At 67.5% G+C, this 19,048-nt stretch carries 19 protein-coding genes; 9 read left to right on the top strand and 10 right to left on the bottom strand.

The features are described 5' to 3' along the window. The first annotated feature begins 3 nt into the window (after positions 1-3). The 6 genes from ACSQ86_RS08380 to ACSQ86_RS08355 all read left to right on the top strand — a co-directional run bounded on the left by ACSQ86_RS08380 (position 4) and on the right by ACSQ86_RS08355 (position 6,075). Entirely contained in the window at positions 4-2,403 is a 2,400-nt protein-coding gene (locus tag ACSQ86_RS08380; RefSeq protein ID WP_436308743.1) for a spermidine synthase, read from the top strand. 39 nt (positions 2,404-2,442) lie between these two features. After that, the gene (locus tag ACSQ86_RS08375) at positions 2,443-3,357 is read left to right on the top strand and encodes an aldo/keto reductase (RefSeq protein WP_436308742.1); all 915 of its coding nucleotides are present in this window, start codon (positions 2,443-2,445) and stop codon (positions 3,355-3,357) included. A 4-nt stretch (positions 3,358-3,361) separates the two neighbouring features. Next, positions 3,362-4,009 carry a DUF6064 family protein gene (locus ACSQ86_RS08370; RefSeq protein WP_436303296.1) on the top strand — a complete coding sequence of 216 codons (648 nt, stop codon included), beginning with the start codon at positions 3,362-3,364 and terminating at the stop codon, positions 4,007-4,009. Positions 4,010-4,039: 30 nt separating this feature from the next. Continuing rightward, positions 4,040-4,954: a protein NO VEIN domain-containing protein gene (locus ACSQ86_RS08365; RefSeq protein WP_436308741.1), complete on the top strand. Its 915-nt coding sequence runs from the start codon at positions 4,040-4,042 to the stop codon at positions 4,952-4,954. 377 nt (positions 4,955-5,331) lie between these two features. Further along, positions 5,332-5,541: a hypothetical protein gene (locus ACSQ86_RS08360; RefSeq protein WP_139191603.1), complete on the top strand. Its 210-nt coding sequence runs from the start codon at positions 5,332-5,334 to the stop codon at positions 5,539-5,541. A gap of 51 nt (positions 5,542-5,592) precedes the next feature. After that, positions 5,593-6,075, top strand: coding sequence for an adenosine-specific kinase (locus ACSQ86_RS08355; RefSeq protein WP_436308740.1), 483 nt, complete (start codon positions 5,593-5,595; stop codon positions 6,073-6,075). A 23-nt stretch (positions 6,076-6,098) separates the two neighbouring features. Here the strand turns inward: ACSQ86_RS08355 and ACSQ86_RS08350 are convergent, their stop codons facing one another. Then, positions 6,099-6,884: a DUF899 domain-containing protein gene (locus tag ACSQ86_RS08350; RefSeq protein WP_436308739.1), complete on the bottom strand. Its 786-nt coding sequence runs from the start codon at positions 6,882-6,884 to the stop codon at positions 6,099-6,101. A 231-nt stretch (positions 6,885-7,115) separates the two neighbouring features. Between ACSQ86_RS08350 and gcvA the strand changes: the two genes are divergently transcribed. Beyond that, positions 7,116-8,015: a transcriptional regulator GcvA gene (gene gcvA, locus ACSQ86_RS08345; protein WP_436303293.1), complete on the top strand. Its 900-nt coding sequence runs from the start codon at positions 7,116-7,118 to the stop codon at positions 8,013-8,015. Here gcvA and ACSQ86_RS08340 read toward each other — a convergent pair. The 8 genes from ACSQ86_RS08340 to ACSQ86_RS08305 all read right to left on the bottom strand — a co-directional run bounded on the left by ACSQ86_RS08340 (position 8,012) and on the right by ACSQ86_RS08305 (position 14,679). Then, the gene (locus ACSQ86_RS08340; protein ID WP_436303292.1) at positions 8,012-9,214 is read right to left on the bottom strand and encodes a CaiB/BaiF CoA transferase family protein; all 1,203 of its coding nucleotides are present in this window, start codon (positions 9,212-9,214) and stop codon (positions 8,012-8,014) included. The two genes, gcvA and ACSQ86_RS08340, sit on opposite strands and share 4 nt — an antisense overlap. A 20-nt stretch (positions 9,215-9,234) precedes the next feature. Further along, positions 9,235-9,636 (bottom strand): PaaI family thioesterase, encoded by a 402-nt coding sequence (locus tag ACSQ86_RS08335; RefSeq protein WP_436303291.1) that lies wholly within the window; start codon positions 9,634-9,636, stop codon positions 9,235-9,237. After that, on the bottom strand, positions 9,633-10,628 hold the full coding sequence (locus ACSQ86_RS08330) for a tripartite tricarboxylate transporter substrate binding protein (protein WP_436308738.1): 996 nt from the start codon (positions 10,626-10,628) through the stop codon (positions 9,633-9,635). Before ACSQ86_RS08330 ends, ACSQ86_RS08335 begins: the two co-directional genes overlap by 4 nt. A 23-nt stretch (positions 10,629-10,651) precedes the next feature. After that, complete coding sequence (locus ACSQ86_RS08325; protein WP_436308737.1) at positions 10,652-11,458, bottom strand: enoyl-CoA hydratase/isomerase family protein; 807 nt, start codon at positions 11,456-11,458, stop codon at positions 10,652-10,654. A gap of 9 nt (positions 11,459-11,467) precedes the next feature. Then, positions 11,468-12,232: an SDR family NAD(P)-dependent oxidoreductase gene (locus tag ACSQ86_RS08320; protein WP_436308736.1), complete on the bottom strand. Its 765-nt coding sequence runs from the start codon at positions 12,230-12,232 to the stop codon at positions 11,468-11,470. Position 12,233: 1 nt separating this feature from the next. Beyond that, a complete protein-coding gene (locus ACSQ86_RS08315) occupies positions 12,234-13,379 on the bottom strand; it encodes a thiolase family protein (RefSeq protein ID WP_436303288.1) in 1,146 nt (381 codons plus the stop codon). After that, a complete protein-coding gene (locus tag ACSQ86_RS08310) occupies positions 13,376-13,738 on the bottom strand; it encodes a Zn-ribbon domain-containing OB-fold protein (RefSeq protein WP_436303287.1) in 363 nt (120 codons plus the stop codon). Before ACSQ86_RS08310 ends, ACSQ86_RS08315 begins: the two co-directional genes overlap by 4 nt. Before the next feature lie 140 nt (positions 13,739-13,878). Then, on the bottom strand, positions 13,879-14,679 hold the full coding sequence (locus ACSQ86_RS08305) for an alpha/beta hydrolase (RefSeq protein ID WP_436303286.1): 801 nt from the start codon (positions 14,677-14,679) through the stop codon (positions 13,879-13,881). A gap of 164 nt (positions 14,680-14,843) precedes the next feature. Here ACSQ86_RS08305 and ACSQ86_RS08300 point away from each other — a divergent pair, with 164 nt between their 5' ends. After that, positions 14,844-15,041 (top strand): hypothetical protein, encoded by a 198-nt coding sequence (locus ACSQ86_RS08300; protein WP_436303285.1) that lies wholly within the window; start codon positions 14,844-14,846, stop codon positions 15,039-15,041. A 31-nt stretch (positions 15,042-15,072) separates the two neighbouring features. Then, positions 15,073-17,274, top strand: coding sequence for a phosphocholine-specific phospholipase C (locus ACSQ86_RS08295; protein WP_436303284.1), 2,202 nt, complete (start codon positions 15,073-15,075; stop codon positions 17,272-17,274). Positions 17,275-17,326: 52 nt separating this feature from the next. Here ACSQ86_RS08295 and ACSQ86_RS08290 read toward each other — a convergent pair whose 3' ends face one another. Then, on the bottom strand, positions 17,327-18,799 hold the full coding sequence (locus ACSQ86_RS08290) for an MFS transporter (RefSeq protein WP_436308735.1): 1,473 nt from the start codon (positions 18,797-18,799) through the stop codon (positions 17,327-17,329). Positions 18,800-19,048 lie beyond the last annotated feature (249 nt).

Genomic DNA, 19,048 nt, shown 5'->3' with positions numbered 1-19,048 from the left:
GCGATGGCCGCGACACGCGCGCCGCTGATCGCCGTGGCGCTGATCTCGGCCGCCGCGCTGGCCTACGAGATCGTGCTGATGCGGCTGTTCTCGATCATGCTGTGGCATCACTTCGCCTACATGATCATCAGCCTCGCGCTGCTGGGCTGGGGCGCCAGCGGCGCCGTGCTGACGCTGGCGCAGCCCGCAGTGCAGCGGCACTTCGCGCCGCTGTTCTGCGCATCCGCCGCGGCTTTCGGGGCCGGCGCCGTCGGCTGCTTCCTGCTCGCGCAGCGCGTACCCTTCAATCCGCTGGAACTGCTCTGGGATCCGCGCCAGCCCGCGAACCTGCTGGCGATCTACCTGCTGCTCCTGCTGCCCTTCCTGTGCGCCGGCGCCTGCGTGTGCATGGCCCTGTTGCGCTTTCGCGGCAAGCTGGCGCGCATCTACAGTTTCGACATCCTGGGGGCGGGGGCGGGCAGCCTGGGCATCGTGGCCTTGCTGTTCGTGCTCTCGCCGGCCGAGGCCTTGAAGCTGATCGGCGCGCTGGGATTCGCTGCCGCGGCGGTGGCATGGCTCGAATGCGGCCGTCCCAGGCGTTGGCCGGCGCTGCTGCCGATGCTGCCGGCTGCCTTGCTCCTGCTGCTGCCCGCAGTCTGGATCGCGCCCGCCATGTCGCCGTACAAGGAGCTGTCGCAGACCTTGCGCATTCCCGAAGCCCGCGTGATCGAGGAGCGATCGAGCCCCCTCGGGCTGGTCAGCGTGCTCGAGAGCCCGCGCATTCCGCTGCGGCACGCGCCGGGCTTGAGCCTCAACGCGACGGCGGAACCGCCGCCGCAGCTCGCGGTCTTCGTCGACGGCGAGGGACTCAACGCGCTGACCCGCTTCGACGGGCGGCGCGAGAGCCTGGCCCATCTGGACCAGATCAGCTCGGCACTGCCCTACCACCTGCTGCGCCGTCCGCACGTGCTGGTGCTGGGGGCCGGCGCCGGGGCCGACGTGCTGCAGGCCCACTACCACGGCGCGAGCCGGATCGACGCGGTGGAGCTCAATCCGCAAGTGGTCGAGCTGGTGCGGGACCGCTTCGCGGAGCATGCGGGCGGCCTCTACGGGCACATCGCGCGCGTGCATGTGGCCGAAGCGCGTGCCTTCGTCGCGGCCAGCGACGAACGCTACGACCTGATCCAGGTGGCGCTGCTCGATTCCTTCAGCGCTTCGTCGGCCGGCCTCTACGCGCTGGCCGAGAACCATCTCTACACGGTCGAAGCGCTGCAGGACCAGTTGCGGCACCTGCAGCCCGGCGGCCTGCTCGCGATCACGCGCTGGGTCACGCTGCCGCCGCGCGATGCGTTGAAGCTCTTCGCCGCCGCCGTGGCGGCGCTGGAGCGCTCGGGCGCCACCGATCCCGGATCGCAACTCGCGCTGGTGCGCAGCTGGAAGACCAGCACGCTGCTGGTGAAGAACGGCGTGTTCGGCAGCGAGGACATCGCGGCGATCAAGGCCTTCTGCGCCGCCCGCTCCTTCGACCTCGGCTTCTATCCCGGCATGCGCCCGGAGGAGGCGAACCGCTACAACGTGGTCGAAGGTCCCGACCTGTTCGATGGCGCGACGGCGCTGCTCGGTCCGGGCCGGGACGCGTTTCTCGAGGACTACAAGTTCCACATCGCGCCGGCAACCGACGACAGGCCGCACTTCTTCCACTTCTTCAAGTGGCGCTCGCTGCCCGAATTGCTGTCGCTCAAGGAGCAAGGCGGCCTGCCACTTCTGGAATGGGGCTACCCGGTGCTCGTGGCGACGCTCGCTCAAGCGGCGATCGCGAGCCTGCTTCTCATCGGCCTGCCGCTGGCCTGGGTCGGCATCCGGCAGAGCGCCAGGCGCATGCCGCCGCTCGCCGGATCGCGCGGCCGCGTGTTGGTCTACTTCATGGCGATCGGCTTCGGCTTCATGTTCATCGAGATCGCGTTCATCCAGAAGTTCGTTCTGTTCCTCGGCCATCCGCTCTATGCGGTGGCGGTGGTGCTGTTCGCCTTCCTGTTGTTCGCGGGCATCGGCAGCCGCGTCGCCGCGCGTGCCGTGCCGGTGGCGGCGGTGGCCGGCGCCATCGCGCTCGCGGCAGTGCTGTGCCTGCTGCTGCTTCCCTTGCTCTTCCGCCACGCGATGGGGTGGCCGGAGGCGGCGCGCATCCTGCTCTCTGTCGCGCTCATCGCGCCGCTGGCTTTCTTCATGGGCATGCCCTTCCCGCTCGGCCTGGCGCGCGTGGAGGCCGCGGATGTCCGGCTCGTTCCCTGGGCCTGGGGCATCAACGGCTGCGCGTCGGTCACCGGCGCGGTGCTGGCCACGCTGCTCGCGATCCATCTCGGGTTCACGGCCGTGGTGCTGGCCGCGCTGCTGCTCTACGGGCTTGCGGCTGCGGCGCGTCCTTGACACCATGCACGCATGCCCACCGGTCATTGCCACGCTTCAATGCGCCGCGAGCTCCTGAAGAAGGGGCTCGCGGTACTGGCGCCGGCCCTGCTGTGGCCGGCGCGCGGCCGCGCCCAGCCGACGGCCGCCCCCGCGACCCGGCCGATCCCTTCGACCGGCGAGCAGTTGCCCGTGGTGGGCCTGGGCAGTTGGATCACCTTCAACGTCGGCAACGACCGCGTCGCGCGCGATGCCTGCACCGAGGTCATGCGCGCCTTCTTCGAAGCCGGCGGACGCATGATCGATTCGTCGCCGATGTACGGCTCCTCGCAGGCCGTCATCGGCGAAGGCCTGGGCCGCATCGGCAGCGCGGCGCGCGTGTTCGCGGCCGACAAGGTCTGGATCGGCTCGCGCGCGCGCGGGCCGGGCCAGATCGAGGAATCGCGCCGCCTGTGGAGGCTTTCGCGCTTCGACCTGCTGCAGGTGCACAACCTGCTCGCCTGGGAAGAGCACCTGACTACGCTGTTCGCGATGAAGGCGGCCGGCCGGCTGCGCTACGTCGGCATCACCACCTCGGAAGGCCGGCGCCATCGCGAGATCGAATCGATCATGCGCAGCCAGGCTATCGACTTCGTGCAGATCAGCTACAACCTGCTCGACCGCGAGGTCGAGGAGCGCATCCTGCCGCTGGCGCGCGAGCGCGGCATCGCGGTGATCGCCAACCGGCCTTTCCGCGAAGGTGCGCTGCTGCGCGGGTTGCAGCGCCATCCGCTGCCGCCCTGGGCGGCCGAGATCGGCTGCGACGGCTGGGCGCAGTTCGCGCTCAAGTTCATCGTCTCGCATCCGGCCGTGACCTGCGCCATTCCCGCCACCAGCAGCGTGGCGCACGTGCGGCAGAACATGGGCGCGGCCCTCGGCCGCATGCCCGATGCCGCGATGCGCCGGCGCATGGTTGCGCACGTCGAGGCGTTGTAGCCGCATGTGGGAGTGGTGGAGCTACCGGCCGTCGGATTTCCTGCTGTTCTCGGCGCGCACCTACCATCGGCTCTTCGAGCTCTACAACGCCGAGCTCTGGCCGGCGCACCTCCTCGCCCTGGTGATCGGGTTGGCGGTGCTGTACACAGCGCTGCAAGGCGGGGTGCAGGCGGCGCGGGTGGCCTGCCTGCTGCTCGCGGCCTGCTGGCTGTGGGTGGCCTGGGCCTTCCATCTGCAGCGCTACGCCGCCATCAACTGGGCGGCGACGGGGTTCGCCGCGGCCTTCGCGATCGAGGGCCTGCTGCTGCTCCTGTTCGGCGTGTTCGGCGCACGCATTCACATCCGGACGCAGCGCGGCTGGAGCGGCAATCTCGGCCTCGGCCTGCTCGTCTTTGCGCTCGTCATCCAGCCCTGGCTCGGCATGCTGCTCTTCGGCAGGCCGTGGCGCGAGGCCGAGCTGTTCGGCATGGCGCCGGACCCGACCGCGCTCGCGACACTGGGCCTGCTGCTCCTCTTGCGGCCGCTCGCACCGTTGGCATGGATGCTGTGGCCGATCCCGCTGCTGTGGTGCCTGATCGGCGCGACGACCCAGTGCACGCTTGCGGGAGTCATGGCTATTTCCAGCATCGACTACGGTCCGCGGCATACTTGAACCGGTCACAACTCGCCTGAATCCTACCGAATGGACAAAGAAGTCGACCCCGCAGTGCTTGCGGTCATCAATGAAAAGCGCCTGTTAGGCGAGAAGCGCACTCCCGTCGACATCATCGCCAAGATGGGTGTGTTCGATGCAAGGCAGAAAGCGTCCGACTACGCCTGGCTGGCGACGGGCGACAACGTCATCGCAACCATTTGGGCCGAGTTCGTGAGCATCGGAGCCGGCGGGCGGTGGTTCTATCTCGAGTCTCTGGATACGCAGCATCGGATTGGCGGCGGAGAGCGCACCGCTCTGCAAATTCAGCGCGCCAAAGACAGACTCATATTGCTCAAGCGCTCGCTGGACGCAGCTCAGGGGTTCCGGGCCGTACTGCAGACGAACCGGGTACCCATCCTCGATCTGGAAAACGACAAAGCCGCCAAGGTTTCGATGCGGGTGGCGGATGACGAAGAATGGCACGTCGCCACGTGGGATGCCGATCAAAAAGTTGCACTGCTGGTTCGCGGCCGACGTGGGTGGCTACCGACCGAGGAAGACTTGCAAGCTGCCCGGGCGCGGGGTGGCGTGCCGGCTGCGGCGCCGGAGGGCCCATCGGGCCAGGCATCTCGAGAAGAGGTCCAGGCAGCCGCGATTGCCTACCTGACGCGTCACTTCGCGGGCTACGGGTACAAGACCGAGAACGTGGCAGGCCAGAACCTTGGCTACGACATCGAGGTGTCGGACAAGAAGGGCGTCACTTTGCTCAAGCTCGCGGTGAAGGGCACCTCGGCTGGGATGGCCGGCTTCCAGCTCACGGGTGAGGAGCGCGCGTGCGCAAAGCGGGGGGATCCCTGGCGGCTTGCGGTGGTCACGGACGCGCTCGGCCCCGCGGCGCAGCACAAACTCTACAAGCCCTCCGAGGTTGACAAAGCACCCGGCCTCGAACCGCTGCTTGAATAGCAAGCGTTGACGTCGCCCACGGAAGGCGTCGACGTGAGTGGAATCGCTCCGGACTTCAACCGCATGTTGGCGACTTACGAAGAAACCCGCCATCGGGGCGGGTTTCAGGGCGATGCGGGAGGAAGGGGCGAACCCCTTGGAGCAAAGCTCCCGTGGCGGGATGAGCCACTGAGTCCACCGTTGCATCACCAAGGTCTGATCGGCCCGTGCACAGGAAGTTCCGCGCCATTTCGCCGTCGGAGCGGCGTCGCGGGGAAACGCGCTGCGCAGGCGTACAGTCGCGTGTCGGCATGTCGTTTCTGTGCGCGTCTCGGCTACTGATGGAGACCTTACCCGCCTGTCGGGTATGTCACCAACCCTTTCATCGGAGGGTGCCCATGAGCGAAAGATCCCAAATCGACGAAGCACGCTTTGCGCAAGCCGTGCATCTCGTTGCCGCAGCCGTGTCCGCCAGTTCGCTGAGCAGCGATCGGAGCTTTGATGCGCAAACTCACCAAGACGTCCTTCGAGTGGCGCTGATTCGCGCGTACCAGACGCTTGGGGATGCGCGTGACGAGATTGAGGGTCATTTGCGAGGTCCGGATTGACCTGGTGGACCAGACCCTCCCGACAGGGGTCGCAATGCAAAGGAGACTGCCATGGAACTGACAACCGTCCCGATCGACAAGCCGACGGACCTCAACTTCATCCTCGGCCAGTCGCACTTCATCAAGACGATCGAGGACCTGCATGAGGCGATCGTGCAGACAGTGCCCCAGATGAAGTTCGGCATCGCGTTTTGCGAGTCAAGCGGGCCCGCCCTGGTGCGTCGGAGCGGCAATGACGCGGAACTCATCGAGTTGGCGCAAAAAAATGCCCTGGCGCTGAGTTGCGGACATTGCTTCATCGTCTTCATGACCGGCGGATTTCCGATCAATATCCTCAACACGATCAAAGCGGTACCGGAGGTTTGCGCCATCTACTGCGCGACGGCCAATCCGGTGGAGGTCATCGTGGCCGACACCGGGAACGGGCGAGGAATTCTCGGTGTTGTCGATGGCGCCACGAGCAAGGGAATCGAAACCGAGGCCGACGTCGAAGCGCGCAAGAAGATGCTGCGCCAGTTCGGCTACAAGCTCTGAGCGGCGAGCAGGCGCGGTCCAGCTCAGCTCGGGTGTTGGTTCCGGAACGCCGCCTCTCCGGCATCCGACACCTCGACCCACTTCTTGTCGGGCGCCGCGTCTGCGACGTAGTTGTCGTGCCAGTTCCACCACTTGTAGGTCGGAGTCTGAGGATAGCCCTCGGGCGAGTCTTCCCAGACCTCCTGCCGGCCCAGCGGCGTGATGTCGAGGTAGTTCCAGGTGCTCCCCATCTGCTCGTCGCCGCGGTTGTTGATGAAGTAGGTGCGGAACACGCGGTCGCCGTCGCGGTAGAACACGTTCGTACCGTGCCACTCGTCCACGCCGAAGTCGGCGTCGAAGCTGTCGGTGAGGGTGAACCACGGCATCTCCCAGCCCATCCGCGCCTTCAGCCGCGCGATGTCCGGCTGAGGCGCGCGCGAGACGAAGACGAGGGTGGTGTCACGGGCGTTTAGGTGGGCGACGTGGGCGACCTGGTCGGCCACCATGGAGCAGCCCCGGCACGCGTGGTCGGGCCAGCCGAACACTCCCGGCTCGAAGAAGGCGCGGTAGACGATCAACTGGCGCCGACCCTCGAACAGGTCGAGCAGGCTGGCCTTGCCCGCAGGCCCCTCGAATGCATACGCCGTCTCCACGGCCATCCACGGCATTCGCCGGCGCTCGGCGGCCAGGGCGTCACGCGCGCGGGTCTGGGCCTTTTCCTTCAAGAGCAGCTGCTCGCGGGCCGCCTCCCACGCCTGCGGCGACACGACCGGTGGTGTGTGCATGGCAGGCTGGTCGCCTTTCCGTCCGTTCTCGGTTGGCGTAGTCATGGCAGAAATCTCCTGATTGGGCGAATTCCCGCGCCTCGTGGCTGAAGCGCGATTGCATTCGCTGCTCATCGCTCGTTGGTCGTGAGACAGTTTGGCACCGGAAATCGAACGCTGGGAGTAACAAGTGTGGCGGGATTCCGATGGAGTAGTTGGATGGCTCGGCGACCCACTCCGGTCTTCGACAGCCTGCTTCGTATTTGAGATTTTCGCAATCGAGGCTAGGCTGGCGGCATGGACCGCCTGCCCCCGCTGAATGCCTTGCGCGCCTTCGAGGCCGCGGCGCGGCACCTGAGCATCACCGTCGCTGCGGGCGAACTGCACGTCACGCCCGGCGCGGTGAGCCGCCAGATCAAGCTGCTGGAGGACACGCTGGGCCTGCAGCTGTTGCACCGCGGGCACCGGCAGATCTCGCTGACGCGGGCCGGCGCGGACTACTTCCGTGCCGTGACCAAGGCCGTCGATGCGTTGCGCGAGGCCACCCGGCGGCTCACGCGACGCACGCAGCGCAAGCAGCTCAAGGTGCGCTCGTACACGACCTTCGCGATGCGCTGGCTCATTCCGCGGCTTTCCGGATTCCACCAGGCCCATCCGGACATCGAGGTGCTCCTGACCGCCTCGCTGGACGAAGTCGACTTCCGCAAGGAGGATCTCGACGCGGCGATCCGCCTGGGCGACGGCAAGTGGCCCGGCGCGAACAGCCACATGCTGGTTGCCAACATCCTCGCGCCGGTGTGCAGCCCCGAACTCCTCAAAGGCCGCACCAAGCTGCGCAAGCCAGCAGATTTGCGCCACTTCACCTTGCTGCACTCGATCGCCCGGCCCGACGACTGGGGCTACTGGCTGGACGCCAACGGCGTGGCGCCGCAGGTCGACAGCGCTGCGGGCATGACCTACCAAAGCTCCGCGATGGCCTATGCTGCCGCCATCGAAGGACAAGGACTGGCCATGGCACAGCTTTTCCTGGTCGAGGACGACCTGCGCGAGGGCAAGCTGGTCATGCCCCTCAAGAAGACGCTCGACATGGGCAGCTATACCTACTATCTGCTGACGCCGGCCGGGCGGCCGGAGAGCGCATCCATGAAGCAGTTCCGGACCTGGATGCTCGCGCAGTTCGCGCTGGCAGAGGCCTAGGACGCCGGGCAGGACACGACGCGATGCGCGAGCAGTCGCTCGATGTGCATCGCGTCGTAACCCGCCGCCGCCAGGATCTCGCGCGTGTGCTGCCCTCGGCGCGGCGCCGGCGCGTGCGGCAGGCGGTTGGTCTCGGCGCTGTTGATCGGGAAACCCGGCGTCCGGACCGCGCCTGCGGCCGGATCGTCGAGCGTGGCGATCATCTGGTTGGCGGCCACCTGCGGATGCCGCTCGACATCGCCGTAGTTCGCGACGCGCGCACACAGGATGTCGGCGGCGTTGAGTTCGGCCAGCCAATGGTCGGTCGAGCGGGCGCGGAATGCCTCGGCCAGGGCGGCACGCATCACGCCGCGGTGGGCCACGCGCAGGGGCGAGCTGGCGAAGCGTTCGTCGCCGATCAGTTGCGGAAGTGCCAGCGCTTCGCACAGCCGGTCCCAGCGCCCGCCGTTGTACGCGGCCACCATGATCCAGCCGTCGGCGGTTTCGAAAGCCTCGTTGGGAGCCGAGTACGGCGCCGCGCTGCCCATGCGCTGCGGGAGCTCGCCATCCGAGAGATAGCTGGTGAACGAAGACTGCTGCAATGCAAGGGCCGCGTTCATCAGGTTCACGTCGAGATAGCCGCCCTGCCCGCTTTCCGTGCGCTGCTGCAGCTGGGCCAGCACGCCCACGCAGGCCACATAGCCCGTGACGACGTCGACCACCGGCGCCTGCACCTTGCCCGGCTCGGCGCCCGGCGATCCGATCAGGCTCATCAGGCCGCTGTCGGCCTGCAGGATGCCGTCGACGCCGGCGCGGTCGGCATACGGGCCGCTCTGTCCGTAGGCGGAGATGGAGCAGTACACCAGGCGCGGATGGTCGGCCGCGAGCTGCGTGTAGCCGAGGCCGAGCCGCTCCATGACGCCGGGCCGCATGCTTTCGATCACGACGTCGGCTTGCGCGATCAGCGTGCGAGCGACGGCCATGCCTTCGGGGGCCTTGAGGTCCAGGCACAGCCCGAGCTTGTTGCGGTTGAAGGCGTGGAACAGCGCGCTGTCGTCGCCGATCCACGGCGGGCCGAGCGTGCGTCCGAGTTCGCCCTCGGGCGCCTCGACCTTGATCACGCGGGCGCCCATGTCGGCCAGCAGCATCGAGCAGGTGGGCCCGGCGCCGATCTGCGTGAAGTCGATGACCTTCAGGCTCTCGAGTGCAGTGCGCAGCATGGCGATGTCTCCTTCATGGTTCAGTTCGGCTGGCGCCTGAAAGCCCCTTGGGCCGTGGCGATGACGGTGCCGTCGTCGGCGACCAGCTCGGCACTCGCGAAGTAGACGCGTCTGCCGCCGCCTGTCACGCGCCCGCGCGCCTGGACTTCGCCCCGGTTCGCACGGGCGAGATAGCTGATCGACAGCGTCAAGGTCAGCGCATTGACCGGCGCCGCTTCGCCGTGCGCCATGAGTCCGGCGTAGCCGCAGGCCGCATCGAGCAGCGTGGCGGTCACGCCGCCCTGAAGACTGGCCTGGCGGTTGAGATGCCGGTCCTCGAGCGCGAGCGCCAGGCTGCATCGGCCGGAACTCCATTCGACGAGCCGGATGCCCAGGTGCTCGAGCAGCGGGTTGTCGAGCTGCAACGCAGGACCGGCGCTCATTGCTCGATCTTCAGCTTGAGTTCGCTGACCAGGCGTGCCCAGCGAAGCAGGTCCTTGTCGAGCAGCTGCCTGGCCTCTGCGGGACTGGAAGAGCGGGTCTCGAAACCCTGCTTGGCCAGGCGCGCCTGGACCTCGGGGGTCTTGAGCGCTTCCACCACCGCGGCATTGAGCTTGTCGATGACCGGCTTCGGAGTCTGCGCCGGAGCGAGCAGGCTGTACCAGAGCGAGGCCTCGTAGTTCTTGAAACCGACCTCGCCGAAGGTCGGAAGCTGCGGCAACGCGGCCGATTTGGCCTGTCCCGCGATGCCGAGCGCGCGCAGCTTGCCGCTCTCGATGAAGGGGAGCACCGAGGCCATGGTGCCGAAAGCCAGCTGCACCTGCCCACCGATCACGTCGGCGATGGCAGGCGCGGTGCCGCGGTAAGGCACGTGAACCAGTTGCGTCTTCGCCATGTTGGCGAACACCTCGCCCGCCAGGTGCTGCGGCGTGCCGTTGCCGGGGCTGCTGTACGCCAGCTTGCCGCTGTGGGCCTTGGCGTACTGCACGAATTCGGCAAGCGTCCGGTAGGGCTCGGCCGGGTTGGACACCAGCACGATCGGCACCGAGGCCAGCAGGCTGATAGGCGCGAAGTCTTTCTCCAGCTTGAACGGCGTCTTGACACCGATGGCGGGGTTGATGGTCACCTGGTTGGAAGCCAGCAGCAAGGTATACCCATCGGCCGGCGCACGCGCCACGATGTCGGTGCCGAGGTTGCCGCCCGCCCCCGGCCGGTTGTCGACCACCACGGCCTGACCGAGGATTTCCGTGAGGCGCGGAGCGATGGCGCGCGCCAGGATGTCGTTGCCGCCGCCGGGCGCGAACGGCACCACGAGCGTGATCGCCTTCGCCGGATACGGTGGCTGCTGCGCATGGCCGAGCGGCCAGGTGCAGAGCGCGGCGGCCGCGGCCGCGAGCGCCAGCAACGAACGGCGGTGTGTGGGATGGGTGTTCATGCGTGTCTCCTTGGAATCGATGTTCAGCGGCCCACATAGCGGGGCGGGCGTTTCTCGGTGAAGGCCCTGCGGCCCTCGATGCGGTCTTGCGTATCTCGCAGCACGCCCCAGTACAGCTCGGTGAGCTGCTGCGCGTCGGCTTCGCCGAGGTGTGCCGTCTGGCGCGACAGCTTCTTCACGGCCTGCACCGCCAGCGGCGCGTTGCCGGCGATGCGCCGCGCCAGCGCGAAGGCGCGGTCGAGCAGCGCGGCGGGCTCTTCCACCAGCTCCGACACCAGCCCGATGCGCTGCGCGGTGCTCGCATCGATGCGCTCCGCCGTCAGCACCATCTGCATCGCATGCGCCGACGGCACGGCCTTGAGCAGGCGGTGCAGGCCGGACACCGCCGGAATCGAGCCGACGGCCGTCTCCGGCAAGCCGAAGCTCGCGCGGGCCGAGGCAATGCGCAGGTCGCACTGGAGCGCCAGCTCCAGCCCGGCACCGAGGCAATGGCCGTTGACGGCCGCGATGATCGGCTTGAACACGCAGAGGTCGCTCAGGTCCATGAGCCGGATGTACAGGCCCATGTCGGCTGCCGGCGCGGACGCGCGGAACAATGCTTCGGCATACGGTGCAGGCGATATCTGCGTGCCCTTGAGATCGGCGCCGGCGCAGAAGGCCTTGCTCCCTGCGCCGGTGAGGATCGCGACGCGCAGATCGTCGCGATCGCGGACCTCGACCAGGCACCGGCGCAGGTCTCTCAGCGCACCCAGGTCCAGCGCATTCAACGCTTCGGGCCGGTCCAGCGTGATCAGCGCGACCTGGTCTTTGACATCCAGACGAACGGTCATGAGGAGCTCCTAGACGCTGGGCGATGACAGGCTGCGGCCGCCGCAGACATAGAGGGTCTGCCCGGTCACGTAGGACGCCGCCGGATCGAGGAAGAACTCGACCGCCAGCGCGATGTCGTCCGCCGTGCCGATGCGGCGCACCGGCACCGAGTCCTTGAGCCGTGCCTGCACATCCGGGGCGAAGTTGCGAAACAGCGGGGTGTCGACGATGCCGGGCGCCACCGCGTTGACGGTCACGCCCTTGGCGGCGAACTCGATGGCCAGGCTCCGCGTCAGGCTCACCACGCCGCCCTTGGCCGCCGAATAGTTGGCCTGGCCGAAGCCGCCGAGCCAGGCGCGCGAGGAGAGGTTGACGATGCGGCCGAAGCCGCGCTCCACCATGCCCGGCAGCGCCGCGCGGCAGCAAACGAACTGCGACCGCAGGTTGGAGTCGATGACGATATCCCAGTCCTCGTCGGTCATCTTCAGGAAGCGCGTATCGCGCACCGCACCCGCGTTGTTGACGAGAAAGTCGACGCGGCCTGCGCTTGCAAGAACGCTGGCGAAGGCCGCATCGACGGCCTTGGAGTCGGTCAGGTCCACGGCAACGCCCATGGCCTTGTGCCCGTCTTGTTGCAAGGCGGCCACAGCAGCGTCGAGCGCCGCGCCATCGCGGTCGAGCAAGGCGACGGTAAGGTCCTGCGTAGCGAGCCGGCTCGCGATGCCGAGGCCAATGCCTCGGGCGGCGCCGGTGACCACCGCCACGTGTTCGGGGTTGAATCTACTTTCGCTCATCTCACACTCCCAGCAGGTGAACGGATGACGCGGCATGGTCGACGCCGGCAATGCCGCCGCCGGTGCATTGGGTCAGGCCGACCTTCGCGCCCTCGACCTGGCGTGCGCCGGCCCGGCCTTGCAGCTGCCACATCAGCTCGACCATCTGCGCGACGCCGGTGGCGCCGAGCGGATGGCCCTTGGCGAGCAAGCCGCCGCTGGGGTTCACCGGCACGCGGCCGCCCAATCGCGTGGCGCCGGATTGCAGCAAGGCAACAGCCTCTCCGCGCGGCGCGAGACCCAAGGCCTCGTAGTACAGCAGTTCGGCGATGGTGAAGGCGTCGTGCAGCTCCACCACGTCGAGGTCCTGCGGGCCGAGGCCGGCTTGTTCGTAGGCCTGGCGTGCCGCCCGTGCGGTGATCTCGGCATCCAGGATGTCGTCGTCGGCCTGTTCGCGAATGCCCGACACCACCACGGAAGACAGCAGCTTCACAGGCGTGCGCCCTGCCGGGCGGCGCGTGCGCAGCACCACGGCGGCCGCGCCATCGACCTGCGAAGGGCAGCACTGCAGCAGCGTCAGCGGATCGGCGATCATGCGCGAGGCCAGCACCTCCTCGACCGTGGTCTCGGCGCGCTGCTGGGCGTATTCGTTTAGAGAACCGTGGTGACGGTTCTTCACCGCGACGGCCGCCAGGTCGGCCGGCGTGGCAGATCGCTCATGCAGGAAGCGCGTGCCGCGCATCGCGTACACGGCCGGCAGCACCATGCCCGCCTTTGCATAGAGCTCGGTCTTGTGGTCGTTGCGCTGCAGCGGGATGGTGCCGCCGCCGAGCGCGGTGAGCTGCTCGATGCCGAACACCAGCGCCGTGTCGTACTGCTCGGCCAGCATCGCGTGCCGTGCCAAGTGGACCGCCGTGGCGCCGCTGGCGCAGGCGTTCTCGACGTTGTAGACCGGAATTCCGCCGAAGCCGAGATCGCGGACGATGAGCTGGCCCAGGATCATGCCGCCGAGCACGTTGGCGCAGTAGATGGCCTGGATGTCGCGCGCCTCGACGCCCGCGTCGTCCATTGCCTTCAGGATGGCGTGCTGCGCGAGCTCGGGAGCGAGCACGCCGCTGTGGCGGCCGAAGGGCGTCATGGCGCCGCCGGTGATGAAGATGTCCTTCATGCCGATGCTCCTTCGACCGCCTCGAACACGTAGCCGAACTGCTCGTCTGGCACTGCGCGATAGCGCTCGCCGATGGCCGGGCGCGCCTTGCCTTGCAGCCGGCCGAAGATGCGCACTGGGCCGGGCAGGTCCACATAGCCGAGCGCGTAAGGCGCCAGCCCGCTCTTGGCCGCCGGATGGATGACCGTGAAGCTGTAGACCTCGCCGATCGAGGGCAGTGCGACCGGCGCGTGCCGCGCGGCCAGCGGCGAAGCATCGGGAAAGGCGGGAAAAATCAGCTCGCCGGTATCGGCGGCGCGCGAGGCGAGCAGGCCGGCGTCGGGCTCAGGGCTCCACAGCGGGTAGGGTGCGACGTACATAGATCTCCTTGTGGCCGACACCGCGAAGATGGCATCGGATGGAGCTATGGTTGTCCTTCCGGCGCTCGCCGACAAACGACTTCTGTGGCTCTGTCGCTTGAGGAAATCTCAACTGAGCAAGCGCAAACACCGCTGCGCGCTCAGCGCGCAGTGGCGGCGTCGAGCACGAAGGACGTGGCCTTGCGCCACCATGCATCGTCGACGCGCCCCGGCCAGTCGTTGTGGCCGGCCGCCTCGATCACCACCAGCCGCCTGGGCTCGGGAAGCGCGTCGTAAAGCGCGCGGCCGAAGCGCGCCGGCACGATGTTGTCGCGCTCGGCGATGGCGACCAGAACCGGGCGGCCGAAGGAGGCGAGATGCGCGGCGCTGTCGTAGCGATCGCGCAGCAGCCAGCTCACTGGCAGCCATGGGTAGTGATGGCCCGCGACGTTCTCGAGCCGGTCCCACGGCGTGATCAGCAGCAGGCCCGCCACCTTGTCCCGCTGCCGTGCGGCCGCCGCGGCCGCGACGCCGGCGCCCAGCGATTCGCCGACCACGAGCAGCGGCGCGCCATGCGCTCGATGCGCCTGCACGATGCTTTGTTCGGCATCGTCGACCAGATGGCGTTCCCCCATCTCTCCGCCGCGCGGGCCGTAGCCAGGGTACTCGGCCAGGATCACGCGCAGCCCCAGGCCCGTGAGCGCACGGGCGTAGTACGCGCGATGCCCGGCATGCCCCGCGTTGCCGTGAAAGACGATGGCTGTGCCGCGCGCCACGCCCGCCGGCTCCGCGACCAGGCCGCGGAAGTCCTCCGCCGAAGGCCAGGCCTTCAGTCCGCCGGACACCATGTCCGCGACCGTGGCCTTGGCCGGGAAGTAGAGCAGGCGGTCCTGGAACATGGCGACTCCTGCCAGCCCGATCAGGCAGGCGATGGCGAGCTTCAAGAGCAGTTTCATCGGCATCGCGTTCACTCCGCGCCGCGCGCGAATGGCACAGGGTACCAGGGCGTCATGCGCACGTCGCACAAGCGTCATGGCCGGTTCATGGCGATGACACGGCCGCTGCCTAGTCTTGGCCGCGCCGCTTGCGAACCCGATCCCCGACAACGCCAAAAAAGGAACTCCCCATGCACACAGATGTTTACCTGGCGCGCCTCGCGTGCGCCCTGACCCTGGCCTGCGCGCTGGCCGCCTGCGGCGGCGGCAGCAGCGGCGGCGGCTTCAGCGGCACCGCCGCGGGCAGCACGGCCACCGGTAGCGAAAAGACCGAGACCCCGGTGCAGCCCGCGGCGAGCGACAACGCCGACGTGCGCTACGCGCCCTGAGCCCCCTACAACAACATCCAGAGGACCCCACATGAACTCGCGCCGCAAGTTCCTCCAGGGCACCGCCACCACCGGCATCGCCGCCGCCACCCTCGCCGCCTTTCCGCCCAGCATCCGCAAAGCACTCGCGATTCCCGCGCACAACGAAACCGGCACGATCAAGGACGTCAAGCACGTCGTGATCCTGATGCAGGAGAACCGCTCCTTCGACCAGTACTTCGGCACGCTGCGCGGCGTGCGCGGCTTCGGCGACCGCTTCACCATTCCGCTGCCGCAAGGCCGCAACGTCTGGCAGCAGAACAACGCCGCCGGCCAGCCGGTGCTGCCCTACCACCTCGACTTCACCAAGGGCAATGCACAGCGCGTGAGCGGGACGCCGCACAGCTGGGTCGACGGCCAGGACGCCTGGGACGGCGGCCGCATCGAGCAATGGGTGCGCTACAAGACGCCCGCTTCGATGGGCTACTACAAGGAAGCCGAGTTGCCCTTCCAGTTCGCGCTGGCCAATGCCTTCACGCTGTGCGACGCCTACCACTGCTCGATGCACACCGGCACCAACTCGAACCGCATGTTCATGTGGACCGGCACCAACGGCCCCACCGCCGCCGGCGTGGCCTCGCTGAACAACGAGTGGGACTCCATCGACTCCTCCGCCCTCGGCTACGAATGGAAGACCTACCCCGAGCGGCTGCAGGAAGCCAAGGTGAGCTGGATGGTCTACCAGAACATGCCCGACAACTTCGGCGACAACCCGCTGGCGGGCTTCAAGCAGTACCGCAAGGCCAACGAGGCCTCGGGCAAGCCGGTGAGCAACGACGCCCTCTCGCCCGCCTACGACCCGGCCAGCGACGATGCCGGCAACCCGCTGTATAAGGGCATCGCCAACACCATGCCGGGCCCGCTCGGCGACGTGAACGCGTATTTCGAGACCTTCCGCCAGGACATCAAGAACGGCAAGCTGCCGCAGGTGTCTTTCGTCATCGCGCCGGCCACCTACTCCGAGCACCCCGGCCCATCGAGCCCGGTGCAGGGCGCCTGGTACATCCAGGAGACGCTGGACGCGCTCACCGCCGTGCCCGATGTGTGGAGCAAGACCGTGCTGCTGGTCAACTTCGACGAGAACGACGGCTACTTCGACCATGTGCCGTCGCCCTCGGCGCCCTCGCTCAACCCCGACGGCACGCCGGCCGGCAAGACCACGCTGCGCGAGTCCGAGGTCGCCTTCGAGCGCTTCACGCACCCGAACCCGCCCGGCACCACCAGCCAGCCGCAGCCCGACGGCCGGGTCTACGGCCCGGGCGTGCGCGTGCCCCTGTACGTGATCTCGCCCTGGAGCCGCGGCGGCTGGGTCAACTCGCAGGTGTTCGACCACACCTCGATCATCCGTTTCCTCGAGCAGCGCTTCGGCGTCAAGGAACCCAACATCAGCCGCTACCGCCGCGCCGTGTGCGGCGACCTGACGAGCGCCTTCAACTTCAAGAATCCCAACAACGAGCCGCTGCCCACGCTCACGGGTCGCAAGACGCTGGCCCAGGCCGATGCGCTGCGCGCCGCGCAGCAGCAACTGCCCCAGATCGCGCCGCCGGCCAACCCGCTGCTGCCGGTGCAGGCCACCGGCACGCGGCCCTCGCGCGCCCTGCCCTACGAGCTGCACGCGAGCGCACGCAGCAACGCGCTGCACGGCAAGGTCAAGCTCGTCTTCGCGAACAGCGGCGAGGCCGCGGCCGTGTTCCACGTCTACGACAAGCTGAACCTCGACCGGCTGCCGCGCCGCTACATGGTGGAGCCCAACGAGCGCCTCGACGACGAGTGGGCCGCGGCGACCGACAACGCCGGCCTCTACGACCTGTGGGTGCTCGGGCCCAACGGCTTCCACCGCCACTTCAAGGGCGACCTGAACCGCCTGCGCTCGCGCGGCGCACCCGACCCCGAGATCCGCGTGGGCTACAACGTGCGCCGCGGCGACCTACACCTGAAGCTGCGCAACGAGGGCGAGCGGGACTGCGTCTTCACCATCAAGGCCCTGGCCTACCGCAACGACGGCCCGTGGACCGTGCGCGTCAGGGGCGGCGACGATGTCGAGAAGCAGTGGGACCTCGAGGACAGCGGCAACTGGTACGACTTCGAAGTGAGCTGCGACGCCGACCCGGCCTACTTGCGCCGCATCGCCGGCCGCGTCGAGACCGGGCGGCATTCGGTGAGCGATCCGGCGATGGGCAAGCCCACGCTCTGAGGACGAGACGACAAGCGCGCTGCGCCGTGCCTTGCACGGTGCAGCGCGCCGATCAGTCGTCGTATTTGAGATCGCGGTCCTTGGTTTCCCTGAGGAAGATGGTGCCCACCACGAGCGAGATCACCGCAACGACGATCGGATACCAGAGCCCATAGTAAATATCCCCCGATGCCGCGACCATTGCCGTGGCCAGCAGCGGGAGCATGCCGCCGAACCACCCGTTGCCGATGTGATAAGGCAGCGACATCGAGGTGTAGCGGATGCGGGTGGGGAACAGCTCGACCAGGAAAGCGGCAATAGGTCCGTACACCATCGTGACGTAGATCAACATGATGAACAGGATCAGCAGCGTCATCGGGTAGTTGATCTTGCTCTTGTCGGCCGCGCCGGGATAGCCGGTCTTCTGCAACGCCTCCTTGTACTTGGCCTCGTCCCATCCGACCACTTCGACATCACCGATCTTCGTCACGACCTGGGCATCGGCCGCGGCCGGGACCGACTTGAACGAGAGCCCTTGCTTGGTGAGGAAGTCCTTCGCCTTGTCGCAGTCGGAGAACTTGCTCCAGGGGCCGACAAACATGTGGAAGTTGCAGTTGGCGGCGGAGACGGTGATCGGCGTCTTCTCCGAGTAGGCCTCCAGGGCCGGATTGACATAGTGGGTCAGGCCCTTGAACAGCGGGAAATAGGTCACTGCGGCAATCAGGCAGCCGAACAGGATGATCTTCAGCCGGCCGATCTTGTCGGAAAGCGCACCGAAGACAATGAAGAACGGCGTGCCCAGCAGCAAGGACGCGCCGATCAGCATGTAGGCCGTCAGATAGTCGAGCTTGAGCGTGATCGTCAGGAAGAACAGGGCATAGAACTGGCCCGTGTACCACACCACGCCCTGCCCGACGGTGGCGCCCAGCAGGGCCAGCAGCACGTACTTGTTGTTCGGGTACTTCCGGAAACTGTCTCTGAGCGGCGCCTTCGACCCTTTTCCTTCCTCCTTCATCTTCTTGAAGATCGGCGACTCGTTCAGGCGCAGCCGGATATAGATCGAGAACACCAGCAGGATCAGCGACACGAGGAAGGGAATTCTCCAACCCCATTCGGCAAACACCGCAGCATCCATCCACACGCGGCAAGCACCGATGACCGCGAGCGCCATGAAGAAGCCCAGCGTCGCGGCGGTCTGGATCCAGCTCGTGTCGTTGCCTCGCTTGCCCTGCGGCGCATGCTCGGCCACGTAGGTGGCAGCGCCGCCATATTCACCGCCGAGCGCCAGGCCTTGCAGCAATCGAAGGGTAACCAGCAGGATGGGCGCGAGCCAGCCGATGGCCGCGAATGTCGGCAACAGTCCCACTGCAAAGGTCGCGCTCCCCATCACGACGATGGTGACCAGGAAGGTGTATTTGCGCCCGACCAGATCGCCGATGCGACCGAACACGAGTGCCCCGAAGGGCCGTACCAGAAACCCCGCGGCATAGGTGGCGAATGCCGACAACAACGCCGCGGTGTCATTGCCCTTGTCAAGCAGAACCAAACGTCGGCATCCGGGGCAGGTCTCGCGCGCGAGGAAACCGGCGGGATGGATCGCGAGATACAAAACTTACGCGAAGCTGATGACGAGCATCGGTGACCGGCTGACGCCAACGTGAACTTTTGCTCGACTTGCCGTGTAGGACTACACCTACTAATCTTCGGCCATGGTTTCTCCCGGGTGGGCATCAAGGACCAACCCCTTCAGGCCCGCCTCGTGCGGGCCTTCTTTTGCGGACTGCGTCCGACAGGC

Origin of the sequence: Variovorax sp. LjRoot130, assembly GCF_964253755.1 — a bacterium.
In the GTDB taxonomy this organism is placed as follows: Bacteria; Pseudomonadota; Gammaproteobacteria; order Burkholderiales; family Burkholderiaceae_C; genus Variovorax.
The sequence above is the reverse complement of the archived record's forward strand: the minus strand, read 5'-3'. Positions and strand labels throughout refer to the sequence as shown.

Coding starts and splice junctions, on each gene's coding strand:
- ACSQ86_RS08380 (WP_436308743.1), top strand. CDS start 4: ATGGCCGCGACACGCGCGCCGCTGATCGCCGTGGCGCTGATCTCGGCC.
- ACSQ86_RS08375 (WP_436308742.1), top strand. CDS start 2,443: ATGCGCCGCGAGCTCCTGAAGAAGGGGCTCGCGGTACTGGCGCCGGCC.
- ACSQ86_RS08370 (WP_436303296.1), top strand. CDS start 3,362: ATGTGGGAGTGGTGGAGCTACCGGCCGTCGGATTTCCTGCTGTTCTCG.
- ACSQ86_RS08365 (WP_436308741.1), top strand. CDS start 4,040: ATGGACAAAGAAGTCGACCCCGCAGTGCTTGCGGTCATCAATGAAAAG.
- ACSQ86_RS08360 (WP_139191603.1), top strand. CDS start 5,332: ATGAGCGAAAGATCCCAAATCGACGAAGCACGCTTTGCGCAAGCCGTG.
- ACSQ86_RS08355 (WP_436308740.1), top strand. CDS start 5,593: ATGGAACTGACAACCGTCCCGATCGACAAGCCGACGGACCTCAACTTC.
- ACSQ86_RS08350 (WP_436308739.1), bottom strand. CDS start 6,884: ATGACTACGCCAACCGAGAACGGACGGAAAGGCGACCAGCCTGCCATG.
- gcvA (WP_436303293.1), top strand. CDS start 7,116: ATGGACCGCCTGCCCCCGCTGAATGCCTTGCGCGCCTTCGAGGCCGCG.
- ACSQ86_RS08340 (WP_436303292.1), bottom strand. CDS start 9,214: ATGCTGCGCACTGCACTCGAGAGCCTGAAGGTCATCGACTTCACGCAG.
- ACSQ86_RS08335 (WP_436303291.1), bottom strand. CDS start 9,636: ATGAGCGCCGGTCCTGCGTTGCAGCTCGACAACCCGCTGCTCGAGCAC.
- ACSQ86_RS08330 (WP_436308738.1), bottom strand. CDS start 10,628: ATGAACACCCATCCCACACACCGCCGTTCGTTGCTGGCGCTCGCGGCC.
- ACSQ86_RS08325 (WP_436308737.1), bottom strand. CDS start 11,458: ATGACCGTTCGTCTGGATGTCAAAGACCAGGTCGCGCTGATCACGCTG.
- ACSQ86_RS08320 (WP_436308736.1), bottom strand. CDS start 12,232: ATGAGCGAAAGTAGATTCAACCCCGAACACGTGGCGGTGGTCACCGGC.
- ACSQ86_RS08315 (WP_436303288.1), bottom strand. CDS start 13,379: ATGAAGGACATCTTCATCACCGGCGGCGCCATGACGCCCTTCGGCCGC.
- ACSQ86_RS08310 (WP_436303287.1), bottom strand. CDS start 13,738: ATGTACGTCGCACCCTACCCGCTGTGGAGCCCTGAGCCCGACGCCGGC.
- ACSQ86_RS08305 (WP_436303286.1), bottom strand. CDS start 14,679: ATGCCGATGAAACTGCTCTTGAAGCTCGCCATCGCCTGCCTGATCGGG.
- ACSQ86_RS08300 (WP_436303285.1), top strand. CDS start 14,844: ATGCACACAGATGTTTACCTGGCGCGCCTCGCGTGCGCCCTGACCCTG.
- ACSQ86_RS08295 (WP_436303284.1), top strand. CDS start 15,073: ATGAACTCGCGCCGCAAGTTCCTCCAGGGCACCGCCACCACCGGCATC.